This window comes from Metabacillus bambusae, from assembly GCF_017497975.1.
Lineage (GTDB): Bacteria > Bacillota > Bacilli > Bacillales > Bacillaceae > Metabacillus > Metabacillus bambusae.
Genome location: NZ_JAGDEL010000001.1, coordinates 1 through 20,742 on the forward strand (window position 1 = coordinate 1; position 20,742 = coordinate 20,742).

General features: G+C 35.0%; 15 protein-coding genes and 2 other annotated features. Of the genes, 13 read left to right on the forward strand and 2 right to left on the reverse strand.

All coding sequences use genetic code 11. The annotated features are described in order from the left end of the window. Positions 1-150: 150 nt before the first annotated feature. Positions 151-906 carry a YqcI/YcgG family protein gene (locus I7822_RS00005; protein WP_307847622.1) on the reverse strand — a complete coding sequence of 252 codons (756 nt, stop codon included), beginning with the start codon at positions 904-906 and terminating at the stop codon, positions 151-153. A gap of 568 nt (positions 907-1,474) precedes the next feature. Between I7822_RS00005 and I7822_RS00010 the strand changes: the two genes are divergently transcribed. The 3 genes from I7822_RS00010 to I7822_RS00020 all read left to right on the forward strand — a co-directional run bounded on the left by I7822_RS00010 (position 1,475) and on the right by I7822_RS00020 (position 3,753). Further along, complete coding sequence (locus I7822_RS00010; protein ID WP_207974767.1) at positions 1,475-2,419, forward strand: aldo/keto reductase family protein; 945 nt, start codon at positions 1,475-1,477, stop codon at positions 2,417-2,419. A 48-nt stretch (positions 2,420-2,467) separates the two neighbouring features. After that, positions 2,468-2,875, forward strand: a complete 408-nt coding sequence (locus I7822_RS00015) for a VOC family protein (RefSeq protein WP_207974768.1) — start codon at positions 2,468-2,470, stop codon at positions 2,873-2,875. Between the two features lie 503 nt (positions 2,876-3,378). Next, entirely contained in the window at positions 3,379-3,753 is a 375-nt protein-coding gene (locus tag I7822_RS00020) for a nucleotide excision repair endonuclease (RefSeq protein WP_207974769.1), read from the forward strand. A gap of 106 nt (positions 3,754-3,859) precedes the next feature. Here I7822_RS00020 and I7822_RS00025 read toward each other — a convergent pair whose 3' ends face one another. Further along, positions 3,860-4,348, reverse strand: a complete 489-nt coding sequence (locus tag I7822_RS00025; RefSeq protein WP_207974770.1) for a hypothetical protein — start codon at positions 4,346-4,348, stop codon at positions 3,860-3,862. A 98-nt stretch (positions 4,349-4,446) separates the two neighbouring features. On the opposite strand from I7822_RS00025, the gene I7822_RS00030 reads away from it, so the two are divergent. The 10 genes from I7822_RS00030 to pelA all read left to right on the forward strand — a co-directional run bounded on the left by I7822_RS00030 (position 4,447) and on the right by pelA (position 20,689). After that, entirely contained in the window at positions 4,447-5,007 is a 561-nt protein-coding gene (locus I7822_RS00030; protein ID WP_207974771.1) for a vWA domain-containing protein, read from the forward strand. Between the two features lie 115 nt (positions 5,008-5,122). Then, positions 5,123-5,351, forward strand: a binding site (T-box leader). 42 nt (positions 5,352-5,393) lie between these two features. Beyond that, positions 5,394-5,626, forward strand: a binding site (T-box leader). A 54-nt stretch (positions 5,627-5,680) separates the two neighbouring features. Then, complete coding sequence (gene thrS / locus I7822_RS00035) at positions 5,681-7,603, forward strand: threonine--tRNA ligase (RefSeq protein ID WP_207974772.1); 1,923 nt, start codon at positions 5,681-5,683, stop codon at positions 7,601-7,603. Positions 7,604-7,836: 233 nt separating this feature from the next. Next, positions 7,837-8,037 carry a cold-shock protein gene (locus I7822_RS00040; RefSeq protein ID WP_064094055.1) on the forward strand — a complete coding sequence of 67 codons (201 nt, stop codon included), beginning with the start codon at positions 7,837-7,839 and terminating at the stop codon, positions 8,035-8,037. A 354-nt stretch (positions 8,038-8,391) separates the two neighbouring features. Then, entirely contained in the window at positions 8,392-9,159 is a 768-nt protein-coding gene (locus I7822_RS00045; RefSeq protein ID WP_207974773.1) for a nucleotidyltransferase domain-containing protein, read from the forward strand. 70 nt (positions 9,160-9,229) lie between these two features. Beyond that, a complete protein-coding gene (locus tag I7822_RS00050) occupies positions 9,230-9,790 on the forward strand; it encodes a DEAD/DEAH box helicase family protein (RefSeq protein WP_207974774.1) in 561 nt (186 codons plus the stop codon). Between the two features lie 648 nt (positions 9,791-10,438). Continuing rightward, positions 10,439-11,752, forward strand: coding sequence for an ABC transporter substrate-binding protein (locus I7822_RS00055; RefSeq protein WP_207974775.1), 1,314 nt, complete (start codon positions 10,439-10,441; stop codon positions 11,750-11,752). A gap of 146 nt (positions 11,753-11,898) precedes the next feature. Next, complete coding sequence (locus I7822_RS00060; protein WP_207974776.1) at positions 11,899-12,846, forward strand: carbohydrate ABC transporter permease; 948 nt, start codon at positions 11,899-11,901, stop codon at positions 12,844-12,846. Position 12,847: 1 nt separating this feature from the next. Beyond that, positions 12,848-13,684 carry a carbohydrate ABC transporter permease gene (locus I7822_RS00065; RefSeq protein ID WP_207974777.1) on the forward strand — a complete coding sequence of 279 codons (837 nt, stop codon included), beginning with the start codon at positions 12,848-12,850 and terminating at the stop codon, positions 13,682-13,684. 108 nt (positions 13,685-13,792) lie between these two features. After that, entirely contained in the window at positions 13,793-14,728 is a 936-nt protein-coding gene (locus I7822_RS00070) for an AraC family transcriptional regulator (protein WP_207974778.1), read from the forward strand. Between the two features lie 711 nt (positions 14,729-15,439). Continuing rightward, positions 15,440-20,689 carry a pectate lyase gene (gene pelA, locus I7822_RS00075; RefSeq protein ID WP_207974779.1) on the forward strand — a complete coding sequence of 1,750 codons (5,250 nt, stop codon included), beginning with the start codon at positions 15,440-15,442 and terminating at the stop codon, positions 20,687-20,689. Positions 20,690-20,742: the final 53 nt, after the last annotated feature.

The following is a 20,742-nucleotide window of genomic DNA, read 5'->3' on the forward strand; positions in this document are numbered from 1 at the left end:
TTCCATTTAATTTCCTCTGGATAAGGGATTCTTGTACCCATAAGAAAAACACCTCCGCTAGAATCATATTGATTAAATACGACTCAGGAGGTGTTTTTTCCTTGTCTCACTTTATGGGGTCACTTCAGATGGACCTTGCGCTTTTATTAGTTATTCAAGAATCTTACTCAAAAATCGCTGAAAAGGACACTTGGACAATGTTGTTTCATCATCTCGTAAAAAGTATTGTCTCCACTCGTAATTGTCATTCTTGCCATAGCTGTTTAGATCAGGATGAATATCAATGAAATCATAATTTTTCAACCTTTTTCGTACTTGTGATTTTATCTTTTTTGCATAGGTTTTAGACTTATTAAATTCTTGTAGAACCCATCTTGGAGTGATCGCTAGCATAAGATAGTCAAAATATCTGCTTTGTCTTTTTTGATGTGATGGGGTGGCACAATATATAAAATATTGCTCTCCATTATAGCAAAACTCCCAAATGGGATTATGCGGATCAACTGGGATATGGTTCGGCCATTCCTCTCTGTCCTTTCTACTTATCCCACTTAAATGTTCCCAAAATAGCTGTTCATATTGTTCAACACAATATGTTTCGAGCAAATTTTGTGTTGTTTCATAGAATACAATAAGTGAAGTGAATTTACCAAATTGTTTTGATAGTTGAGTGTATTCACTTAACAGCACTGCAACTTCATCGATTGTTGAAGAAGCCCTTGGATCACCTACAAATCCATAACGTAGTTGGTTTGTAGAGAATCCAATTGTAGCTGGGATACATGGAAATGGCCGTTCCTTATCTTTCATTTTCTCTTCGAATTTTTCTAAAGCTGTTCTTTTCCAGTGTTGAAGTTGGTACCGATATGAGGGATCATCTTTAAATAATCCTTTTATGTTAATCACCTCCTAATGGCACATACAGTATATTCATTCTTGGAATAGGTAGGTGATTATTTACTTTAAAATAGGCACTTAGCCTAAGCGTTATTCTGGAAATTTAAATAGGTGCTTTTGTATATGATAAAAAGAGCGGACAGTTTTTACATGCTCAGTATTTTACTGACAGATCACTAGAAGAAACCGTTTCAAAGACAGGAACGATGAAAGATTAGAAGAGGTGGGGAGTCCCCACCTTTTTTGCTTATATTAAAGTTGGTAAGTTTAAAATTTTAGCATCTAGCTAGATTTCATTTCAAAATCATCTCCATAATATTTTTGCAAGTTAGGAGAGGGATTTTGCAATCTCAGCCACTAATTTTGCAAATTGGAAGAGGGTTTTTGCAACTTGGCCAAATAATCTTGCAAATCTAAAGAGGAATTTTGCAATTTAACCAAATAATTTGCAAATGTAATAGGTTACTAAGTAACCTTTTTGTAAGTATCTTTAAATAATTTCAGTACTTTAAATGCTTGATCACTTCCAGTACAATACAACTAGAATCTATAAAACATTTTAGGAGGCTATTTTAATATGAAATATAGAAACCTAGGGAGAACAGGGTTAAAAGTAAGTGAGATTAGTTTAGGAAGCTGGTTAACCTATGGCAAATCAGTAGAAGATAATGTTGCGGAAAAGACAATACATAAGGCATATGAGCTAGGGATTAATTTCTTTGATTCTGCAAACGTTTACGAGCAGGGTGAAGGTGAGCGTGTACTTGCTGGAGCATTAAAGGAATACCCTCGAGAATCTTATGTTATAACAACAAAAGCTTTTTGGCCAATGGGCGACGGGCCGAATGATCGTGGATTATCTCGTAAACATGTGATGGAGCAAGTGAATGCGAGTTTAAAAAGAATGAATCTAGATTATGTAGACATTTTTTATTGCCACCGCTATGACCCAGAAACACCTGTTGAAGAAACACTGAAAACAATTGATGATTTAATTCGTCAGGGGAAAATTTTGTATGCTGGCGTAAGTGAGTGGAGTGCAGCACAAATTGAAGAAGCAGTTGCAACTGCTGATAAATTCTTGTTGGACCGAATTGTTGTTAACCAGCCTATTTATAACATGTTTAACCGCTATATTGAAAATGAAGTGATTCCTGTAAGTGAAAAATATGGGATCGGGCAGGTAGTATTTTCTCCATTAGCCCAGGGTGTTCTTACTGGAAAATACAAAAATGGTCAAGTGCCAGATAATAGTCGTGCATCAAATCAATCGATTAATAATTTTATTAAAGGGATGCTAAATGAGGATGTCTTTAATAAAGTTGAGCAATTAGAAGCAGTTGCAAAAGAGATGGAAATTACTTTACCGGAATTAGCATTGGCTTGGATTTTAAGACAACCTAACGTATCAAGTGCTTTAATCGGAGCGAGTAAACCAAGTCAAATCGAACAAAATGTTAAAGCAATTGAAGTCGTTCTTCCTTCTGAGATACAAGACAGAATCGAATTGATTTTATCTTAAATAACTCCAAAAAAACAATTAAAATAAATAAAGTAAGGAGTGTTCTCTTTGATTAAAGGGATTGGACATTTGGCATTAACTGTAGAAAACATGGATAAATCACTTGAATTCTACTGTGATATTTTAGGTTTTGAAAGGGCATTCGAAATCCGCGACGATGAGAATCAGCCTTGGATTGAATATATTAAAGTGGCTCCAGGACAATTTATCGAATTATTTTATGGTGGATTAATTAAACAGCAAGAGGAAAGAAACCAAATAGGTTTTAATCATATTTGCTTAGAGGTGAACGATATTAACGAAATAGCCAATCACCTAAAGATGAAAGGGCTTACCCTAGATGTCGAACCAACTAAAGGGAAAGACAATAATTATCAATGTTGGATTAAAGACCCCGACGGAAACAGGATTGAATTTATGCAAATAGAACCTACTTCACCACATATGAACTGTTAATCGCTAATACACAATGGTTCCTAACTTCTTTTTATAAGCCTCGACTCAAAAAGTAAGTATACTATAAAATATGTATACGGTAGCATACAAACAAAGCTTATGACTTACCCAATTGGTAGGTCTTTTTTTATTTCATTTAAGTTAAACAAATGTATGTTTCTTCTCAAATTTATGACATGTAAAACTCAAACAAAAAGACATGTATTAAATTATATGGTACAATATGAAACCCAGCATAAAAAATGCTTTTTAATTTGTTATGTTGTTTCCTAGGCGTAGTTAATCACATAGTTTTAATTATTCCATTATAGTATAATTCGACAATAATGATAAAAATACCGGGTTATGACAGCCAAAAAGATTTTCTAATATAATGAAGTATCGAATCTTAATATTTTTCAAATAAATCACTAATTATTGTAAATTATATAAGTAGAAGTTAATGATTTATTTTTTACATATAACACCATTTACAAATTAGAAGAAAAAGGACGTGCTAATTTATGATAAAAATTGATATCCCTAAAGCAGACATCTCAATCACAGAGAGAATACAATCACGGAATGATAATGAGCCGGTCATAAAATCGATCGAGGGGTTCATTGATCTTCATGAGATTCCAAGAGATAAGGGCGGAATTATCTTGTTTTATAACAAAAACGATGAACTGCTTTTTGTAGGTAAGGCAAGAAAACTAAGGCAGAGAGTCAAAAAGCATCTTGAAGACACAGTATCACCAATTAAAAATCATAGAAATGAAGTATACAAAATTGATGTATGTGTGATCGAAGATCCGATGGAGAGAGACATTTACGAAACCTACATTATTAATAAACTTCAAGCGAAATACAATGTGGATAAAGTGTATTACAAATAGAATTAGAATAGGTGCTAAGAACCAAATGTTTACATAAACATGTTCACGGCACCTTTTTATTCCTTTCAATAAATTTCACCATAAATTCTTCCCCTAGAACTTCTATTTAACCTCTAATCAATGGCTTCAAGCTAAAATAATCCAAAGCTTGATTAACATGATACATATCATATATTTTTTTCTCTAGACAGAATTGAATGACTAAATCAAATGTATCATTATCAGACAAAGAGAAACCTGCAGAACTTAAGAGTTTTTCGGTTTCTTTTTTATTTAGTTCAAGGGCTAGAGCCAGTGCGATTGTGGTTTTTTTCCCAATTTGGTAATCATGCATTGAACGTATTTTCGAAAAGTGTCTACGGTCAATTCCAGCTTTTTTGTAGATATCTGAATCGCTATATCCTTTTGTATCGATAAAGCTAAACAATACTTGGGCAAATGTTGGTTTTCGGTTATTCTTTATAAAATCTTCTATTTCGTTATGTTGTATCTCTTTAGTAATAATTCTCTCTGATTCACAAACATCAAATACTATTATGTTTAGATGTCTTTCAATATACTCCTGTAAATCTATTAAAGTCTTTTCTTCAAGCATATTTTCTCCTCCCATAAATGTCGCTTAATAGGCGACCAAATCAAGGATGAACCCAGCTATTATTATATCATGAACCATTTTGAAAGGATGATAATCATATGAATCGTAGTGGGTCAATGGGAGGGCTTGAAAACGATACAGTTGGTGGATTTAATGCCTTTATTGATAAACAGAGACAATTAGCGGGAGAAACAATTGTTACAGCTGTCCTATTTGATGACAAATATGAGATTTTATGGAATGGCATAACTACTAATAATGTTAGACTAACAGATAAGGATTATTTTGTAAGAGGGGGTACAGCACTGCTTGATGCAGTTGGAAAGACAATTCTTGATGTAGGTTATAGATTATCAAATGCAAATGAAGATGAAAGACCTGGGAAAGTAATATTTGTCATCACAACGGACGGTTTAGAAAATGCTAGCCGTGAATTTACCTATAACAAAATAAAAGATCTTATCAAACACCAACAGGAGAAATATCATTGGGAGTTCATTTTCCTTGGTGCAAACATAGATGCCATAAAAGTGGCGGATAACATTGGTATTGATCTGAATAATACCTTTAAATTTGAAGCCTCAAAAACAGGTGTTGAAATTATGTACCAAATGGCATGTGATGCAGTATTAGAAAAAAGGCAAAATATAAAGAACTAGTTTTGAAAAGAAAAAACTTCATTGTTTAACTATGACTCGAGCTTTCAAAAAATTTTCTTATTATGTATTGACTATTAGTAAATATTTCTATATATTAATTAATAATTTAAAATTAGCCGATGCGATGATAAGGACATGAGTATTTCTTGACGGTTTACAGAGAGGGAAGGCTTGGCTGGGAACTTCCTAATACAAGAGAATTACTTACCACCTTTGAGCAGTATTGATGAACCAATAGTAATTAATACCGTAGCTGCTACGATACAGCAAAACGAGCCATCACTTATTACAAAAGTGGTGGGAAGTTGGGTGGAACCACGAGATCAAACACACTCGTCCCTTTTTTATTAGGGATTTGAGTGTGTTTTTTTATGTTTAATTAAATACTAAAAGCAATGATAAGGACATGAGTATTTCTTAACGGTTTACAGAGAGGGAAGGCTTGGCTGGGAACTTCCTAATACGAAAGAATTGCTTACCACCTTGGAGCAGTATTGGTGAAATACTAGTATTCAATACCGTGCAAGCTACGATACAGCTTAAACGAAGCCATCATTATGGAAAGCAATCTGATGGAAAGTTGGGTGGAACCACGGGTATAGACACACTCGTCCCTTTTTTGAGGGATGGGTGTGTTTTTTTATTTGAAGGTTACTATAAGGAGTGGTTAATCATGAGTCAAAATGAGGTTGTTATTAAGTTTCCAAATGGAAATGAAAAGAAGTATGTTAAAGGTATATCCTTAGAAGAAATCGCACAGTCAATTAGTTCTAGCTTAAAAAAGAAATCTGTGGCTGGATTGGTAAATGGATCTTTGTATGACTTTAGGCGTAGCATCAATGAGAATGCAAATATTGAGTTATATGATCTCAATTCATCAGCTGGTATTGAAATTATGAGACATTCAACTGCACATGTATTAGCTCAAGCCATCAAGCGTCTTTATGGAGATGTTGTGCGATTAGGAATTGGCCCAGTTATTGAAAATGGTTTTTATTATGATCTTGATTTAGAAAATAACCTAACTGTTAATGACCTAGCTAAGATTGAGAATGAGATGAATAAAATCATCTCTGAAAATCTTGAGATTAACCGTGAGGAAATATCACGTGACAAGGCAAAGGAGATCTTTGCAGATGATCCTTTAAAGCTAGAACTGTTAGAGGATATTCCACTAGGAGCGGTTATAACAGTCTATCGACAAGGTGAGTTTGTTGATTTATGCCGAGGGCCACATTTACCAGCAACTCAGTATATTAAAGCATTTAAATTAACTCATGTATCAGGAGCTTATTGGCGTGGAGACAGCAATAATAAAGTTCTTCAGCGTATATATGGTGTAGCTTTTGCTTCAAAAGAAGCTTTAGATGATTATTTTCATTTTGTTGATGAAGCACAAAAAAGAAATCACCGTAAATTAGGAAATGAATTAGAGTTATTTATGTTTTCTGAGGAAGCACCTGGTATGCCATTTTATTTAGCAAATGGGCAGCTAATCCGAAATGAATTAGAGGTGTTTTTAAGGAAGCTGCAATATTCATATGATTATAAAGAAGTCCGTACACCGATTATGATGAACCAACGGCTATGGGAACGCTCTGGCCATTGGGATCATTATAAAGAAAATATGTACTTTTCTGAGGTGGATGATCAGAGTTTTGCATTAAAACCAATGAATTGCCCTGGGCATATGCTTATTTTTAAAGATAAACTTCATTCCTATCGAGATCTTCCAATTCGGATGGCAGAGTTTGGGCAGGTTCATCGCCATGAATTTAGTGGTGCGCTAAATGGCATGCTTAGGGTTCGTACATTTTGCCAGGACGATGCTCATATCTTTGTAACACCTGCTCAAATTGAGGATGAAATTACATCCGTATTAAAATTAATTAATTATGTTTACAGTACATTTGGCTTTAAATATGAAATCGAGCTCTCAACAAGACCAGATGATTACATGGGTGATGAAGCTTTATGGGATAAAGCGGAAGCTGCTTTAATAAATGTTTTAAACAAACTAAACTATGAATTTCATATTAACGAGGGTGATGGAGCTTTTTATGGACCAAAAATTGATATCCATATTAAAGATGCACTCAAACGAAGTCATCAATGTGCGACAGTTCAACTCGATTTTCAAATGCCAGAAAAATTTGATTTAACTTATATCGATGAACAAAATAAAAAAGTGCGCCCAGTTGTTATTCATCGGGCTGTCTTTGGCTCAATCGATCGTTTTCTCGGTATTTTAATTGAACATTTTGCAGGAGCATTCCCAGCTTGGCTTGCACCAGTCCAAGTAAAGGTAATACCTGTATCAAATAAAGTGCATAAAGAGTACGTAGAAAAAATAACACAACAATTAAAACAAGCGGAAATACGTGTTGAATTTGATTTACGTGAAGAGAAGCTTGGGCTTAAAATGAGAGAGGCTCAAATGAAAAAGGTTCCATATATTCTAGTTGTAGGAGATCGTGAACGTGACCTTCAAACTGTTAATGTTAGGCAATATGGGAAAGATGATTCGAGTGAAGTGAAACTAGATGAGTTTATCAATGATCTAAAACAGAAAATTGTCAGTAGATGTCTTAACTAGAAAGTGAAAAGCAGTGTAACTAGTTCTACTTTACTGTAGAACTAGTTACAACCTGAACAATAGCTTTTATTAAATACCATTTGCAATACCAAAATTTATCTGTTAAGATAAAAAAGAATTATTTTTGTTCGGTATGTAAGGAAAGAATAAGTTTTTAAAACTTTCGCCTTTGATATCTAATTGAGCAACTATAGTAATAATTGTGGATTGAATCCACCCAGGAGGAAACAAACATGCAACAAGGTACAGTAAAATGGTTTAACGCAGAAAAAGGTTTCGGTTTCATCGAAATCGAAGGTGGAGAAGATGTATTCGTACATTTCTCAGCTATCCAAGGCGAAGGATTTAAATCTTTAGATGAAGGCCAAAAAGTTACATTTGACACAGAACAAGGTCAACGTGGACTTCAAGCTACTAACGTAAACAAAGCGTAATGATGAAGGACTCTTTATAAGAGTCCTTTTTTGTTTGCTTAAAAATAACGTTAAAAAGAGGCTGACTAATTAATGCCTGATCCATAAATCCGGAAATATGACTGTAAAAAACATATTTCCGGATTTATGGATTGACATTTAACTTTTAGTCAGCCTCAAAAGACAACATGCTACAAGTGTTAAAATGGTTAATTTAAACATAACACATAATTCTTAGAATACCTAAGTAAATTTAAAAATAATGCTTTCTCGACGAATATGGCTGAATTCAGAGTTTTTAGTTTTTAAGGTAAGATATAAAGTGTTATAAAGAATTCCTTCTGATAGAATGAATTTAAAGGCAGGTGTTTGCTAATGGAAATGTGGGAAATTGCTCTTCATAAGTTTATAAATGAGTGGAAAAACAGAAGCAATGTAACAGCAGCACTCGTATGCGGAAGTTATGTGACAGGTAATCCATCTAAACGATCAGACATAGACGTACATATCATTTTATCTGATGATGTTGGCTGGAGGGAAAGAGGAAATAAAATTATTGACCATTTTCTCATCGAATATTTTGCAAACCCAACAAAACAAATTCGCAAGTATTTTCAAGATGATTACCGGGATCGTAGGACAATGTCTATGGTTCAGTTTATTACTGGTAAGGTATTATTTGATAAGTCTGGTGCCATTCAAAAGTTAAAAATAGAAGCGCAAGAATGGATGAACAAGAAATATGAAAACACTAATCAAGTATTATTAGAAGTCAAAAAATATGAAATTTGGGACACTTGGGATAATCTACAAAATTGTTATGAACAACAGAGCCCAGATTTTCACCTCGTATACTATAATTCTCTATCTAATTTATTTGTTCAGTATTGTACTTATCTAGGAGTAGAACTCATTCCTCATTATCAAATCCATTCATATCTAACGGATCCGAAGTATAAGAAAAAATATCTAAAAGAAACTTTCCCCGACACAATATTCAGTACTATGTTTATTGAAGCAATAGAAAAGAATGCAAAAATAGAGATGATAAACAGCTATAAGCAAATCGTTCAATATATTACAAACAAAATGGGTGGCTTTGAAATAGACGGATGGAAAATAAATAGCCCCATAGATATCTAATACTTGGTTAAGAGAGTACAGGAATAGAGTGTAGACGATTCGGTTACAAATTCAAGAGAGGAGAGACGTAATGAAGTTTGTATTAATATTTGGTGCCCAGGCAGTCGGTAAGATGACTGTTGGCCATGAATTAGAAAAAATAACAGACTTGAAGCTATTTCATAATCATATGACGATTGAGTTAGTCCATCCCTTTTTTGACTTTGGGACTAAACCATTCCATCGATTGGTGAATCTGTTTCGGCAGGAAATATTTGAAGAAGTGGCAAAAAGTGATCTATACGGAATAATATTTACATATGTATGGGCATTTGACCAGAAAGCAGATTGGGATTTTGTCAATCATATTTGTTCTATTTTCAAGTCAAGAGGTGGAGAAATTTATTTTATAGAGATTATAGCTGATTTTGAAGAACGTTTAATTCGAAACAAAACACCACATAGGTTAGAACATAAGCCTACGAAAAGAAATATAGAGCATTCAGAACATAATTTGAGAGTTACTATGGACCAACATCGGTTAACTTCTCTTGAAGGAGAAATCACAAGAAATAATTATATTAAAATTGACAATACAAATTTAAGTGCGGAAGAGGTAGCTCGAATCATTAAAGAAAAATTTGAATTGTAACTGAAGAATTACTTATTCCATAACCTGGCGCTTTTCTTAAATAAAAGGCGTCCTTTTTTAATTTGAGCAGATTGTTGAACAAACATTAATTTATTCTCAATGTGAAAAGTTCTTATAAATACATTTTTGATCACACTCAGTTAGTGAACAGGTAAGTGGGAAGACTTGAATAAAGATCACCTCCTAATAATTGTATACTAGTAATGTTTCCGAATAATTAAATAATTGCTACTTATTGCTGACCAAAAATAACAATATTAGCATATGTCGATAAAAGGCTAAATTTAACCTACTGTAAAAGTACTGGTACTAAAGGTTAATTGTTTGAATCACATCCTTTTAATATGATAGATTATATGATTGCAAGCAAGTAGATGAAAAAAAAGACAGCAATTAAAGTTAATTTTCCACTATAAATTCCGCAAGAACAGAAAAGAAGAGTATCATGAATTTAAATATAATTAGGCTAAATATAAAAGTTAGGGGGAGAAAGGATAGCCATTATGCTAGTTTCTACATATATTGAAAAAAACGCTAGCAAACTTTGAAAGCGCTTTAATTAACGAATTATTCATTTACTAATTACAATATGACGGTGTGCTCTAGTTTGAAGAAGGACAAGTTTTAATAAAAAAGGGAGGTTTTCTAATGATGAAATCATTTTCTAAATTTATTTCATTTATGATAATTCTCGTTTTACTGTTAGGACTAGCAGCAGGATGTAGTTCAGAAAAAACAGCTGAAGGTGAAGATGGAGATAAAATCACTTTACGTGTTGCTTGGTGGGGTTCTCAGGATCGACATGATAAAACAAAAAAAGTAATCAAGTTATTTGAGGAAAAAAATCCAAATATAAAGATAACTCCTGAGTTTACAGGCTGGGATGGATATTGGGAGAAAATGGCGACGGCTGCAGCTGGAAAGAATTTAGCTGATGTAATTCAAATGGATTACCGATATTTAATGGAATATGTAGATCGTGGACTTATTGAGGATTTAAATTCTTTTGTGGATTCAGGTGCTCTAAATCTTGATGATGTTGGTGAAGCGTATATTGAAGGGGGATATGTCGACGACAAGCTTTACGCTGTTAATTTAGGAACGAATGCTTTAGCGATGGCATATGACCCTGCAATGTTTAAAAAGGCAGGTGTTGAACCTTTTGAACCTGGTTATACATGGGAAGAGTATGCTGAGGCAGCTAAGATACTAAAGGACCAATTCGGTGAAGGTGTGTATGGAGTCGAAGGAGCTAAAAACTTTCTATGGAATTTTCAATATTTTTTAAGGCAACATGATATTGAATTGTATAACGAGGAAGGAACAGCACTTGGATATGAAGATGATAAGCTATTAGTTGAGTTCCTAAACTATTGGGATGAATTATTAAAGGATGGTGTAGCAGCACCACCAGATGTAACAGCTGCCGTTCAAGGTAGATTGGAAGAAGAGCTAATTGTTCATGAAAAAGCACCTTCATTATGGTTTAACAGTAACCAAATTGTTGCTCTGCAAGGTGCAGCAGGACGTGAATTAAAGCTAACACTTTTACCATCACTTCCTGGTGGGAAAGAAGGACTGTATTTAAAACCATCACAGTTCTTCTCAGTCTCAAAGGAATCAAAACATAAAGAGGCAGCTGCAAAGTTCATTGATTTTATTACAAACGATCTTGAAGCAAATGAGATTCTAGCGGCCGAGCGAGGAGTTCCAATTGCTACGAAAGTTCGTGACCACTTGAAATCTAAAGTCGATGATGCGGCAAGGGAAATGTTTGACTATGTTGAACTTGCAGAACAACATTCAAGCCCAATTTATCCGCCAGAGCCATCAGGAGCAGGTGAATTAGACGCATTATTTACAAGGCTTGCAGAACAATTGAATTTTGGAGAATTTACAACAGAAGAAATGGCAAAAACATTCCGAGCTGAAGCAAACAAAATTTTAGCGAAAAATAAGTAAATTTCCTAATAAAGATTTACACAAAACAAAAGAGTAAACCCCCTCAAATTATTTTTATATGGCTTAGTCTTAAAAATAGACATTATATAGAAATCGTTAGAGGGGTAACCCTATTAGGTCAATCTTATTTACAGTGGAGGTGCCAAATGCAATCAGAAACAAGTGTGTTAACGGACAAAAAGATCACAAAACGAAGTAAAGCACTTCATAAGGGCTGGAAAAAGGAATTAATCGCATATGCTTTTATTTCTCCGTGGTTAATAGGCTTTCTTGGATTTATTATTGGACCAATGATTGCATCTTTATATCTATCTTTTACAGATTATGACATGTTATCAAGCCCATCATGGATTGGGTTACAAAATTATATCACCATGTTTACAGATGATTCCCGATTCTGGACGTCTTTAAAGGTAACATTTACATTTGTATTTATATCTGTCCCTTTAAAGCTAGCTTTTGCATTATTTGTGGCTATGCTTTTTGTAAAAGCTCGACGTGGTGTTGGTTTATATCGATCGGTGTACTACATACCATCTATTGTTGGTGGAAGCGTTGCGGTAGCTGTCATGTGGAAGCAGCTGTTTGGTAGAGAAGGTGCTATTAATGGAATCCTAAGCTATTTTGGGATTGAAGGACAAAACTGGATTGCAAGTCCCGATTATGCATTATCAACGCTCATCATTTTAGTTGTATGGCAGTTCGGTTCCCCAATGTTAATATTCTTAGCAGGCTTAAAACAAATACCAACTGAATTATATGAAGCAGCAGCAGTTGATGGTGCTTCAAAGTTTAGTCAGTTTTTTAAGATTACGATTCCAATGTTAACACCAGTTATCTTTTTTAATTTAGTCATGCAGATGATAAGTGGATTTATGACATTTACACAAAGTTTTCTCATTACAGCAGGTGGTCCACTTGATCGTACATTATTTTATGCCGTTTATTTATATGAAAAAGGATTTACTCATTTTCAGATGGGATATGCATCCGCAATGGCATGGATTTTATTGATTATTGTAGCCGTTTTCACCGCACTTATTTTTAAATCCTCATCTGCATGGGTGTATTACGAATCAGAGGGAGGGAAATAAAATGAAGAAAACAAAAAGTGACATTTTTTTTCACGTTTTTGTAATTGGATTTGGGTTACTGATGATTTATCCGATATTTTGGACATTAGCAAGTTCGCTTAAGCCTGAATCTGATATCTTTAAAAACGCTGCCTCCTTGTTTCCCTCGGAATTCAAATGGGACAACTATGCACTAGGCTGGGCGGGATTTGGTGATATTACATTTGGAACATTCTTTTTAAATTCAAGTATTGTCACAGTATTAGTTGTTATCGGTACCCTGATTTCATCAACATTAGTCGCTTTTGGATTTGCTCGTCTCCAATTTAAATTTAAACGTGTATTATTTGTTTGCCTACTTGCAACAATCATGCTTCCACATCAAGTTACCCTCATTCCACAATATATTATGTTTCACAAAATAGGCTGGGTAAATACATTTTATCCGTTAGTTGTTCCTGCATTCATAGGAGGAGTGCCATTTTTTATCTTTTTAATGGTTCAATTTATAAGAGGGATTCCTCGAGAATTAGATGAAGCAGCCATTATTGATGGTTGTAGCACATTCGGTATTTTCTGGAATATTATTCTTCCATTAACAAAGCCTGCACTAGCGACTGTTGCGATTTTCTCATTCTACTGGACATGGGATGATTTTATGACACCATTAATTTATTTAAATGATACTAAGCTATTCACAGTTTCTCTTGGACTAAGATTGTTTTCTGATCCGTCAGCTGTAACAGCATGGGGGCCTTTGTTTGCCATGTCGATTGCTTCATTGATACCAACATTTCTTATTTTTCTCTTCTTTCAAAAGCATCTTGTTGAAGGTGTTGCCACAACAGGGATTAAATAGAGGAAAATAGAATTGCTGTCGCTTCTTAAAAGCCCTGGTATGTTACACATCAGGGCTTTGCTCAAGAAGGCTCAGCACCAAACATATCATATCGATAGGGGTGGAATCGTGAACATCTGTAAATATTCGATTTATCGGAAGAATTGTGATCCAGAATTGGATTGGGACATGCATGATTTCCACACACATAATGAGTTTGAAATTTATCTTTTTCATAGTGGTAATTGTCATTATTTAATAAAAAACAAGGTTTATCATTTACAACCAAATGATTTAATATTATTAAACGGTTTAACCCTTCACAGAGCAAACCCACTTCCGACAGAAATGTATGAAAGAAGTGTTGTTCATTTTTCATCAGAGGTAATGGAGCCAATTATCACGACCTTGAAATTTCCAGAGTTATTAAAGCCATTTTCAACGTTCAATAATTGCTTATTCCGTGATATTGACCAGAAATTATTGAATCAAATAGAGCAATCAATTCAAGCAATATCTGAACTTTCGCAAGGTGAAGGGATTAAAGCCGATAAATGTGAGGACTCCACACTTAATTGTCGTTTTTATATAGCCAAAATGCAGACCTTAGTGATTCAGCTTTTGTTTCAAATTTATGAGCTAAGTCAAACACATCAAAATAAACACATACATGTGGAAACTGAAAAAGAATTGCATGTTAGAAGAATTACGGCATGGATTGATAAGCATTACCAAGAAGACATTACATTAGATCATATTTCTAAAAGTCTTAATGTTAGTAAGTATTATATGTCACATATCTTTAAGGAAGTAACTGGTGGAACGATCATGAAATTTTTAATGAGCTGTCGTCTTAATCACTCGAAAAGATTGCTAGAAACAGAGCCTAATTTATCTGTATTAGATGTAGCATTAGAATCCGGCTTTAAGCATGGCTCCCATTTTAGCAGGTATTTTCTTGAAAAAGTAGGATTTACGCCATTAGAGTATCGAAAAAAATATTGTAATATAAGGGATTTTTCTACTTTATCTTTTAATGACCAAACGAATTACATCAAAAAATAATCCGACATTCACTATACAGACATTCAAATGAATGTCTGCTTTGGTATGAATTTAAAATCGTTTCATAGGTCTAAAAGAACAAAAGCGCAAGCCCCTTGAACAGCCTCGGGCAAATAAGACGCTCAAGAAATGATGCAAAATCTAACGAGTCTTTCTAGTGATTTAAAATCAATAAATAAATAGATCACAAGAAACCCCTTATCTTTAGATGTGACAAGGGGTTTCTTTCTTGTAGTATTTTATAATTACCTACCAGGGATTATTGTCGAGCCTCCTAGGTTATCACCCGCAACATGCTGAAAGCTAAGGACAAAAATCTTTTTGTGCCCATCCTTTGCCCATCTGCCCTGGCTCCTAATTCGTGAATTCCAAACATTTTAGATAGGATCCGAGTGTAAGGAAAAATTGAGACAACAAATTGAATGAGCAATAATCATTTATATGAAAAAGTAATCTTTATATCAGACATGTGTTTGTAAGCGTTTCCGAAGAACTTAATAGTATGTTTCTTACAGCATGATTGTATACGTAATGCTAGAGAATAACTTACCTTGGTGTTGTAGGAAGAAGCCCGGGAAAATAACAGGAGGGCTTTAAGATGAAGGAAGGGGGTAAATTCCAAACTCGTCACTTTTAAATAAAAATAGATGACGTGCTAACGAATTAAATCAGAGGTAAAAAGTCGAACGGGATGAATAAGGGAGGAAATGAATGAAAAAATTTATGTGTGTATTTTTATGCTTAATACTACTATTTCCAACTTTTCAGAGTGGAGTCAGCTTCGCAGCAACAGTTGATCAACCAGCTGTAAATTCTATTATTAATGATGATTTCGAGAATGAAACAGTTGGAAATTTACCAGCTGGGTATATTCATAGTGCCTCTCAAGAGGGAGTTACTGAAGAAACAAGCGCCGTATTTGTTGACGATGTACCCGTTGATTCTATAGGAAACACTTCCGCTAAAGGGTTACGAGTATTTGATAATGATAGTGGTTCGTCTAAACGAGCTAGAACAATTGTTACAAAAGCATTCGATCAACAGGCTGGGAGTTTTGTAATTGAATTAACTATGATGGAACCAAAAGCAGTAGGGAATTCATATCCCTTACGAATAGAAGATAAAGAAAATGGAAAATCAGGCATAATTCTTGAGGTTTCAGGTGGAAACCTTGGTTATAAGGGGAGTGATGGAGCTTTTAAACAGCTCTCTTATGAGGGTGAGAATAATATTCCATTAGAATCAAATGTATGGTATCACTTAAAACTATTAGTCGATATAGTTAATGATTCAGCAGACATCTATATAAATGGCAAATATACAGGTAACATTCCATTTTACCAAGCGGTTGATCGTTTAGATGCAATTGAAGCGCAAACGGCTGGATCATCTGTTGGGGATTTGTATTGGGACAATCTACAAGTATATGTTGAACCTACTGATTCACCAAAGGGCTTATCAGCAATATTCGGTGATCAAGTTGCAGAACTAAATTGGATCCCTGCCAAAGGTGCTTCTTCGTATAATATCAAGAGAAGTACGAATGATGGCGGACCTTACGAGGTTATTGCTACAGACATAACAGAGACACGCTTTGTCGATAGTGGACTAGTAAATAATAAAACCTATTATTATGTTGTCTCTGCTGTAAATTCAGTCGGAGAAAGTAAACTTTCAAACCAAGTTAGTGTTACACCAACTGAAATACCAAATCCACCTTCACCTCCAACTGATCTAACGGTTCTCCCTAGAGATAGTCAGATTGATTTGAGCTGGAAAACATCTGGTCGAACAAAGTCGATTTTATTTGTGGGTACAGGAATTTCAGCAGATGAAAAAACGATCGATCATCTAGAATCACTTGGATACACTGTCACTTTTAAAAAGGATAACGAAGTAAAAACAGAAGATGCACCTATTTATGATTTAGTATTTATTGGAGAATCCTCAGGCTCAAGCTACATTGGGGAAAAATTTATGAGTTCCCCTGTACCAGTAATATATGCAGAACCTTATGTCTTAGATGATGTCAATCTGAGTGCTTCTACTTCTGGAGCATTTGGAAGCTTTGATAACCAAACCTCGATTAATATTAATCTTAGTAACCATCCACTTGCTGCTGGTTTGAGTGGCATGATCGATGTTTACACTCAATCTGGTAAAGTCAATTTTGGTGCACCTTCTGATGAAGCGATCGTGATTGCAACTGCAGCAGATGATGACAGCAAAGCAACGATTTTCGCCTATGAAAAGGGCTCGAAAAATATGAAGGGTGTTCCAGTACCAGCACGTCAAGTAGCTACATTTTTATTTGCGGGCCAGGAAGGTTATATGACAGAAAACGGTTGGAAGTTGATTGATGAGTCAGTTAAATGGGCACTTGGCATTGATGAAAATAATGCCGGTCCAAAAGAAACGTATACTATTAAACGAAGTACAGATAAAGAAGGACCATATCAGACAATTGTTGACAATATTGAGGGAACTAATTTTCGTGATACAGGTTTAGAAAATGGGACGAATTATTATTATGTTGTAACGGCAGAAAATATTGGAGGAGAGAGCACGAATTCTAAAGAAGTAAGTGCGTCACCTGTGGCTCCACTTCAAGCTCCAACCGGATTGTCAGCAAGTAATGGCAATGGAGAGATAACAATCAATTGGGCATCAGTTAAAGGGGCAACATCCTACCAAATCTTACGCAGTAAGGAAAAGGGAATGTCCTATGAAGTGATCAAAAGTGGGGTAACGGAAACGAACTATACTGATACTGAAATATCAAATGGGGATAGGTATTACTATGTTGTAGCTGCCAAAAACGAAACAGCTACTAGTACAAATTCCAATCCTATAAGCGCAGTTGGTATGCCAGAGAATGGAGTACCAGCCATTCCAAGTGGTATTGAAGCAACTGCAGGTGATACCCAGGTTATATTAACATGGTCTTCTATAAATGGGGCTGACACATATAACATTAAGCGTGGTTCGTTTGATAGCAAAGAATATGAAGTAGTTGCAACTAATGTTCATCTTACTAGTTTTCAAGATGTCAACGTTAAAAATGGTGAAACCTATGACTATGTCATATCAGCTGTAAATGAGAAGGGAGAAAGCTTCGAATCCTCTCCTATTGCCGTTACTCCTGCGAAGGTAACAATTGTAGCCAAAGAGGGTGGAGATTTTAAAACTGTTCAAGAAGCCATTGATGCTGCACCTGATAACACTTCTAAACGGCATGTGATTTACCTGAAGGATGGAGAGTATCGTGAAAAAATTACGATACCTAAAAGTAAAACAAACCTTAGTTTAGTAGGTGAAAGTAAAGAAGGTACTGTTCTTGTTTATAGTGATAATGCAAACACACTAGGTCCTGATGGCAATCCATTAGGCACCTCAAAAAGTTCAAGTATATTTATTTATTCAAATGATTTTATTGCTAAAAACTTAACCATCCAGAATGATTCTGGACAAGGTACAGGTCAGGCGGTTGCAGCGTATGTTCAGGGTGATCGCGCATACTTTGAAAACGTTAAATTTTTAGGTTTTCAAGATACATTGTATACACATCTTTCAAGACAATATTATCAAGGCTGCTATATTGAAGGTGATGTCGATTTCATCTTTGGTCCAGCAACAGCGGTTTTTGAGGATTGCCAAATCCATAGTAAACGTGATGGTGGAATGTTAACAGCGGCTAGCACCCCTCAGGACAGTAAATATGGATATGTCTTTTTGAATTCTACTATTACTGCTGACGAAGGTGTAGAAGGAGTTCGTTTCGGAAGACCTTGGCGCCCATATTCATCTGTTACTTTTATCAATTCAGAGATCGATGCATCTATTGCATCTGATGGTTGGGATAATTGGGGAGATGAAGGAAATGAAAAAACAGCGAGGTATTCAGAATATAATAGCAAAGGCGTAGGGGCAAATCCAAAAGAACGTGATCCTTGGACAAAGCAATTAACACCAGAGGAAGCTAATCAATATACTGTTCAAAATATATTGAAAGGAACGGATGGATGGGACCCTACTCGAATAGGTGTTATTCCATTATCAGATATAGCACCACCAATTATTACGATCGATCAGAAGGATGGTTTTGTCAACAAAGCTGAATTTACAATTACAGGAAAAGTTGACAAAGAAGCAATCGTTACAGTGGATGAGAAGGAAATTTCACTACAAGAAGACTTCAAATTTAACACAACTGTTCACTTAAATGAGGGATTGAACTTAATCACTGTTCAAGCTCGAGATAAAGATGGAAATCGTAGTATTCCATCTGTCCTAAGAGTTGTTTATGATCATGTCAAACCTGTTATTACAGTAGATGAGCTCAAGCTTGAGAAAAATGGAAATCACTACAATACGATTTACAATCCGTTTCCACTATCAGGTAAGTTAAGTGAAGCTGGTACTATACTTGTTAATAAGAAGGCAATACAAGCCTCTTCGGATTATACATTTAACTCAAATGTAGATCTTGAACCTGGATTAAATACCGTAACTCTGACTGCTATTGATCTTGCGGGAAATGAATCCGAACCTGTCGTTTTCAAAATTGTTCCGAAAGGAAATGCTGTACCAGACGGACCAATAAACATTATAAAAAGTGAAGTAACAAGCCCGAATACCGTTGAAGTAACATTTAATAGTAAACTGAAAAACTTTAATTCTAGTGATATTGAACTGCAAACTGCAACCAATGATTGGGGAGATCTTGATCCCAATCTTAAACCAAATATGACAGTGGAAAGTATTTCTACAAGAGTAAATAAAGACAAACAAACGGTAGCGGTTATTAAAACCAAGGAAATATTTAACACGGATGGTACACTCACGAAGCAACTAGATGAAGATCCATACGATATACCTTACCTCAATGCTGCCTATTATACCGGAAATAAAGAAATAGATCGTAAACAGGCTGATGCTCTATTATCCTGGCAGATGGATCATGGTGGATGGTATAAAAACATGGAGGATAAATACAATCGACATTGGGATGGTCAAGAACCTAAATCCGAAATGTATACTCCTGAACATGGTGAATTGGGTGTCATTGATAATAATGCTACTACAAATGAGATACTCTTCTTGGCTTTAATGTATAAGGAAACAGGTGATATTCGATATAAAGACTCTGTTTTAAAAGGTATCCATTATTTACTTGAGGCTCAATATGATACCGGTGGATGGCCGCAAGTATATCCTGCAAGAGGTAACTACTCGGACTATGTTACGTATAACGATAATGCGATGGTTCGTGTTATGAATGTATTAACAATGGTCTCGCAAAAGAAGTATCCATTTAATTCAGATATTGTAAATAAGGAGCTTTTAGAACAGATCAACCTTTCATTAAACCTTGGGGTGGATTATATTTTAAAATCCCAAATCAAGGTGAATGGTGAATTAACAGCATGGTGTGCACAACATGATCCAGTTACGTACGAACCAAAAGAAGCACGTTCCTATGAGCATCCATCTCTTTCAGGTTCCGAATCAGTTGGGATTGTCCAGTATTTGATGGCACTGCCAAACCCTTCAATAGAAATTCAGTCTGCAATCAATGGTGCTTTAAATTGGTTTGAAGAAGCAAAAGTTGAAGAGATGAAATATGTTTCAGGGGATCCGGCAGGGCAGTATTTTTATCCTGATACAGCAAGCAACACTTGGTATCGATTTTATGAGATCGGCACCAATCGTCCAATCTTTTCAGGTAGAGATGGTTTAATCAAACACAATATTCTAGAAATTGAACAAGAAAGAAGAGACGGTTATCGCTGGGCAGGAGAATGGCCACAAAAATTACTTGATGTTACAAATACAACAGGTTATTACGAAAACCGAGTATATGTAAAAGTCGTTGGTGATAGTTCGCAAAATGCGGCGGGTGAATCTTTGAAAATAGGAAGTTTGTATAAAGTCGAAGATGGTTTTTCAGCACAGGAATGATAAAGTTTTTGCATTCTGACCTTCATTTACAAATTGACAAATAGATTGTTGAT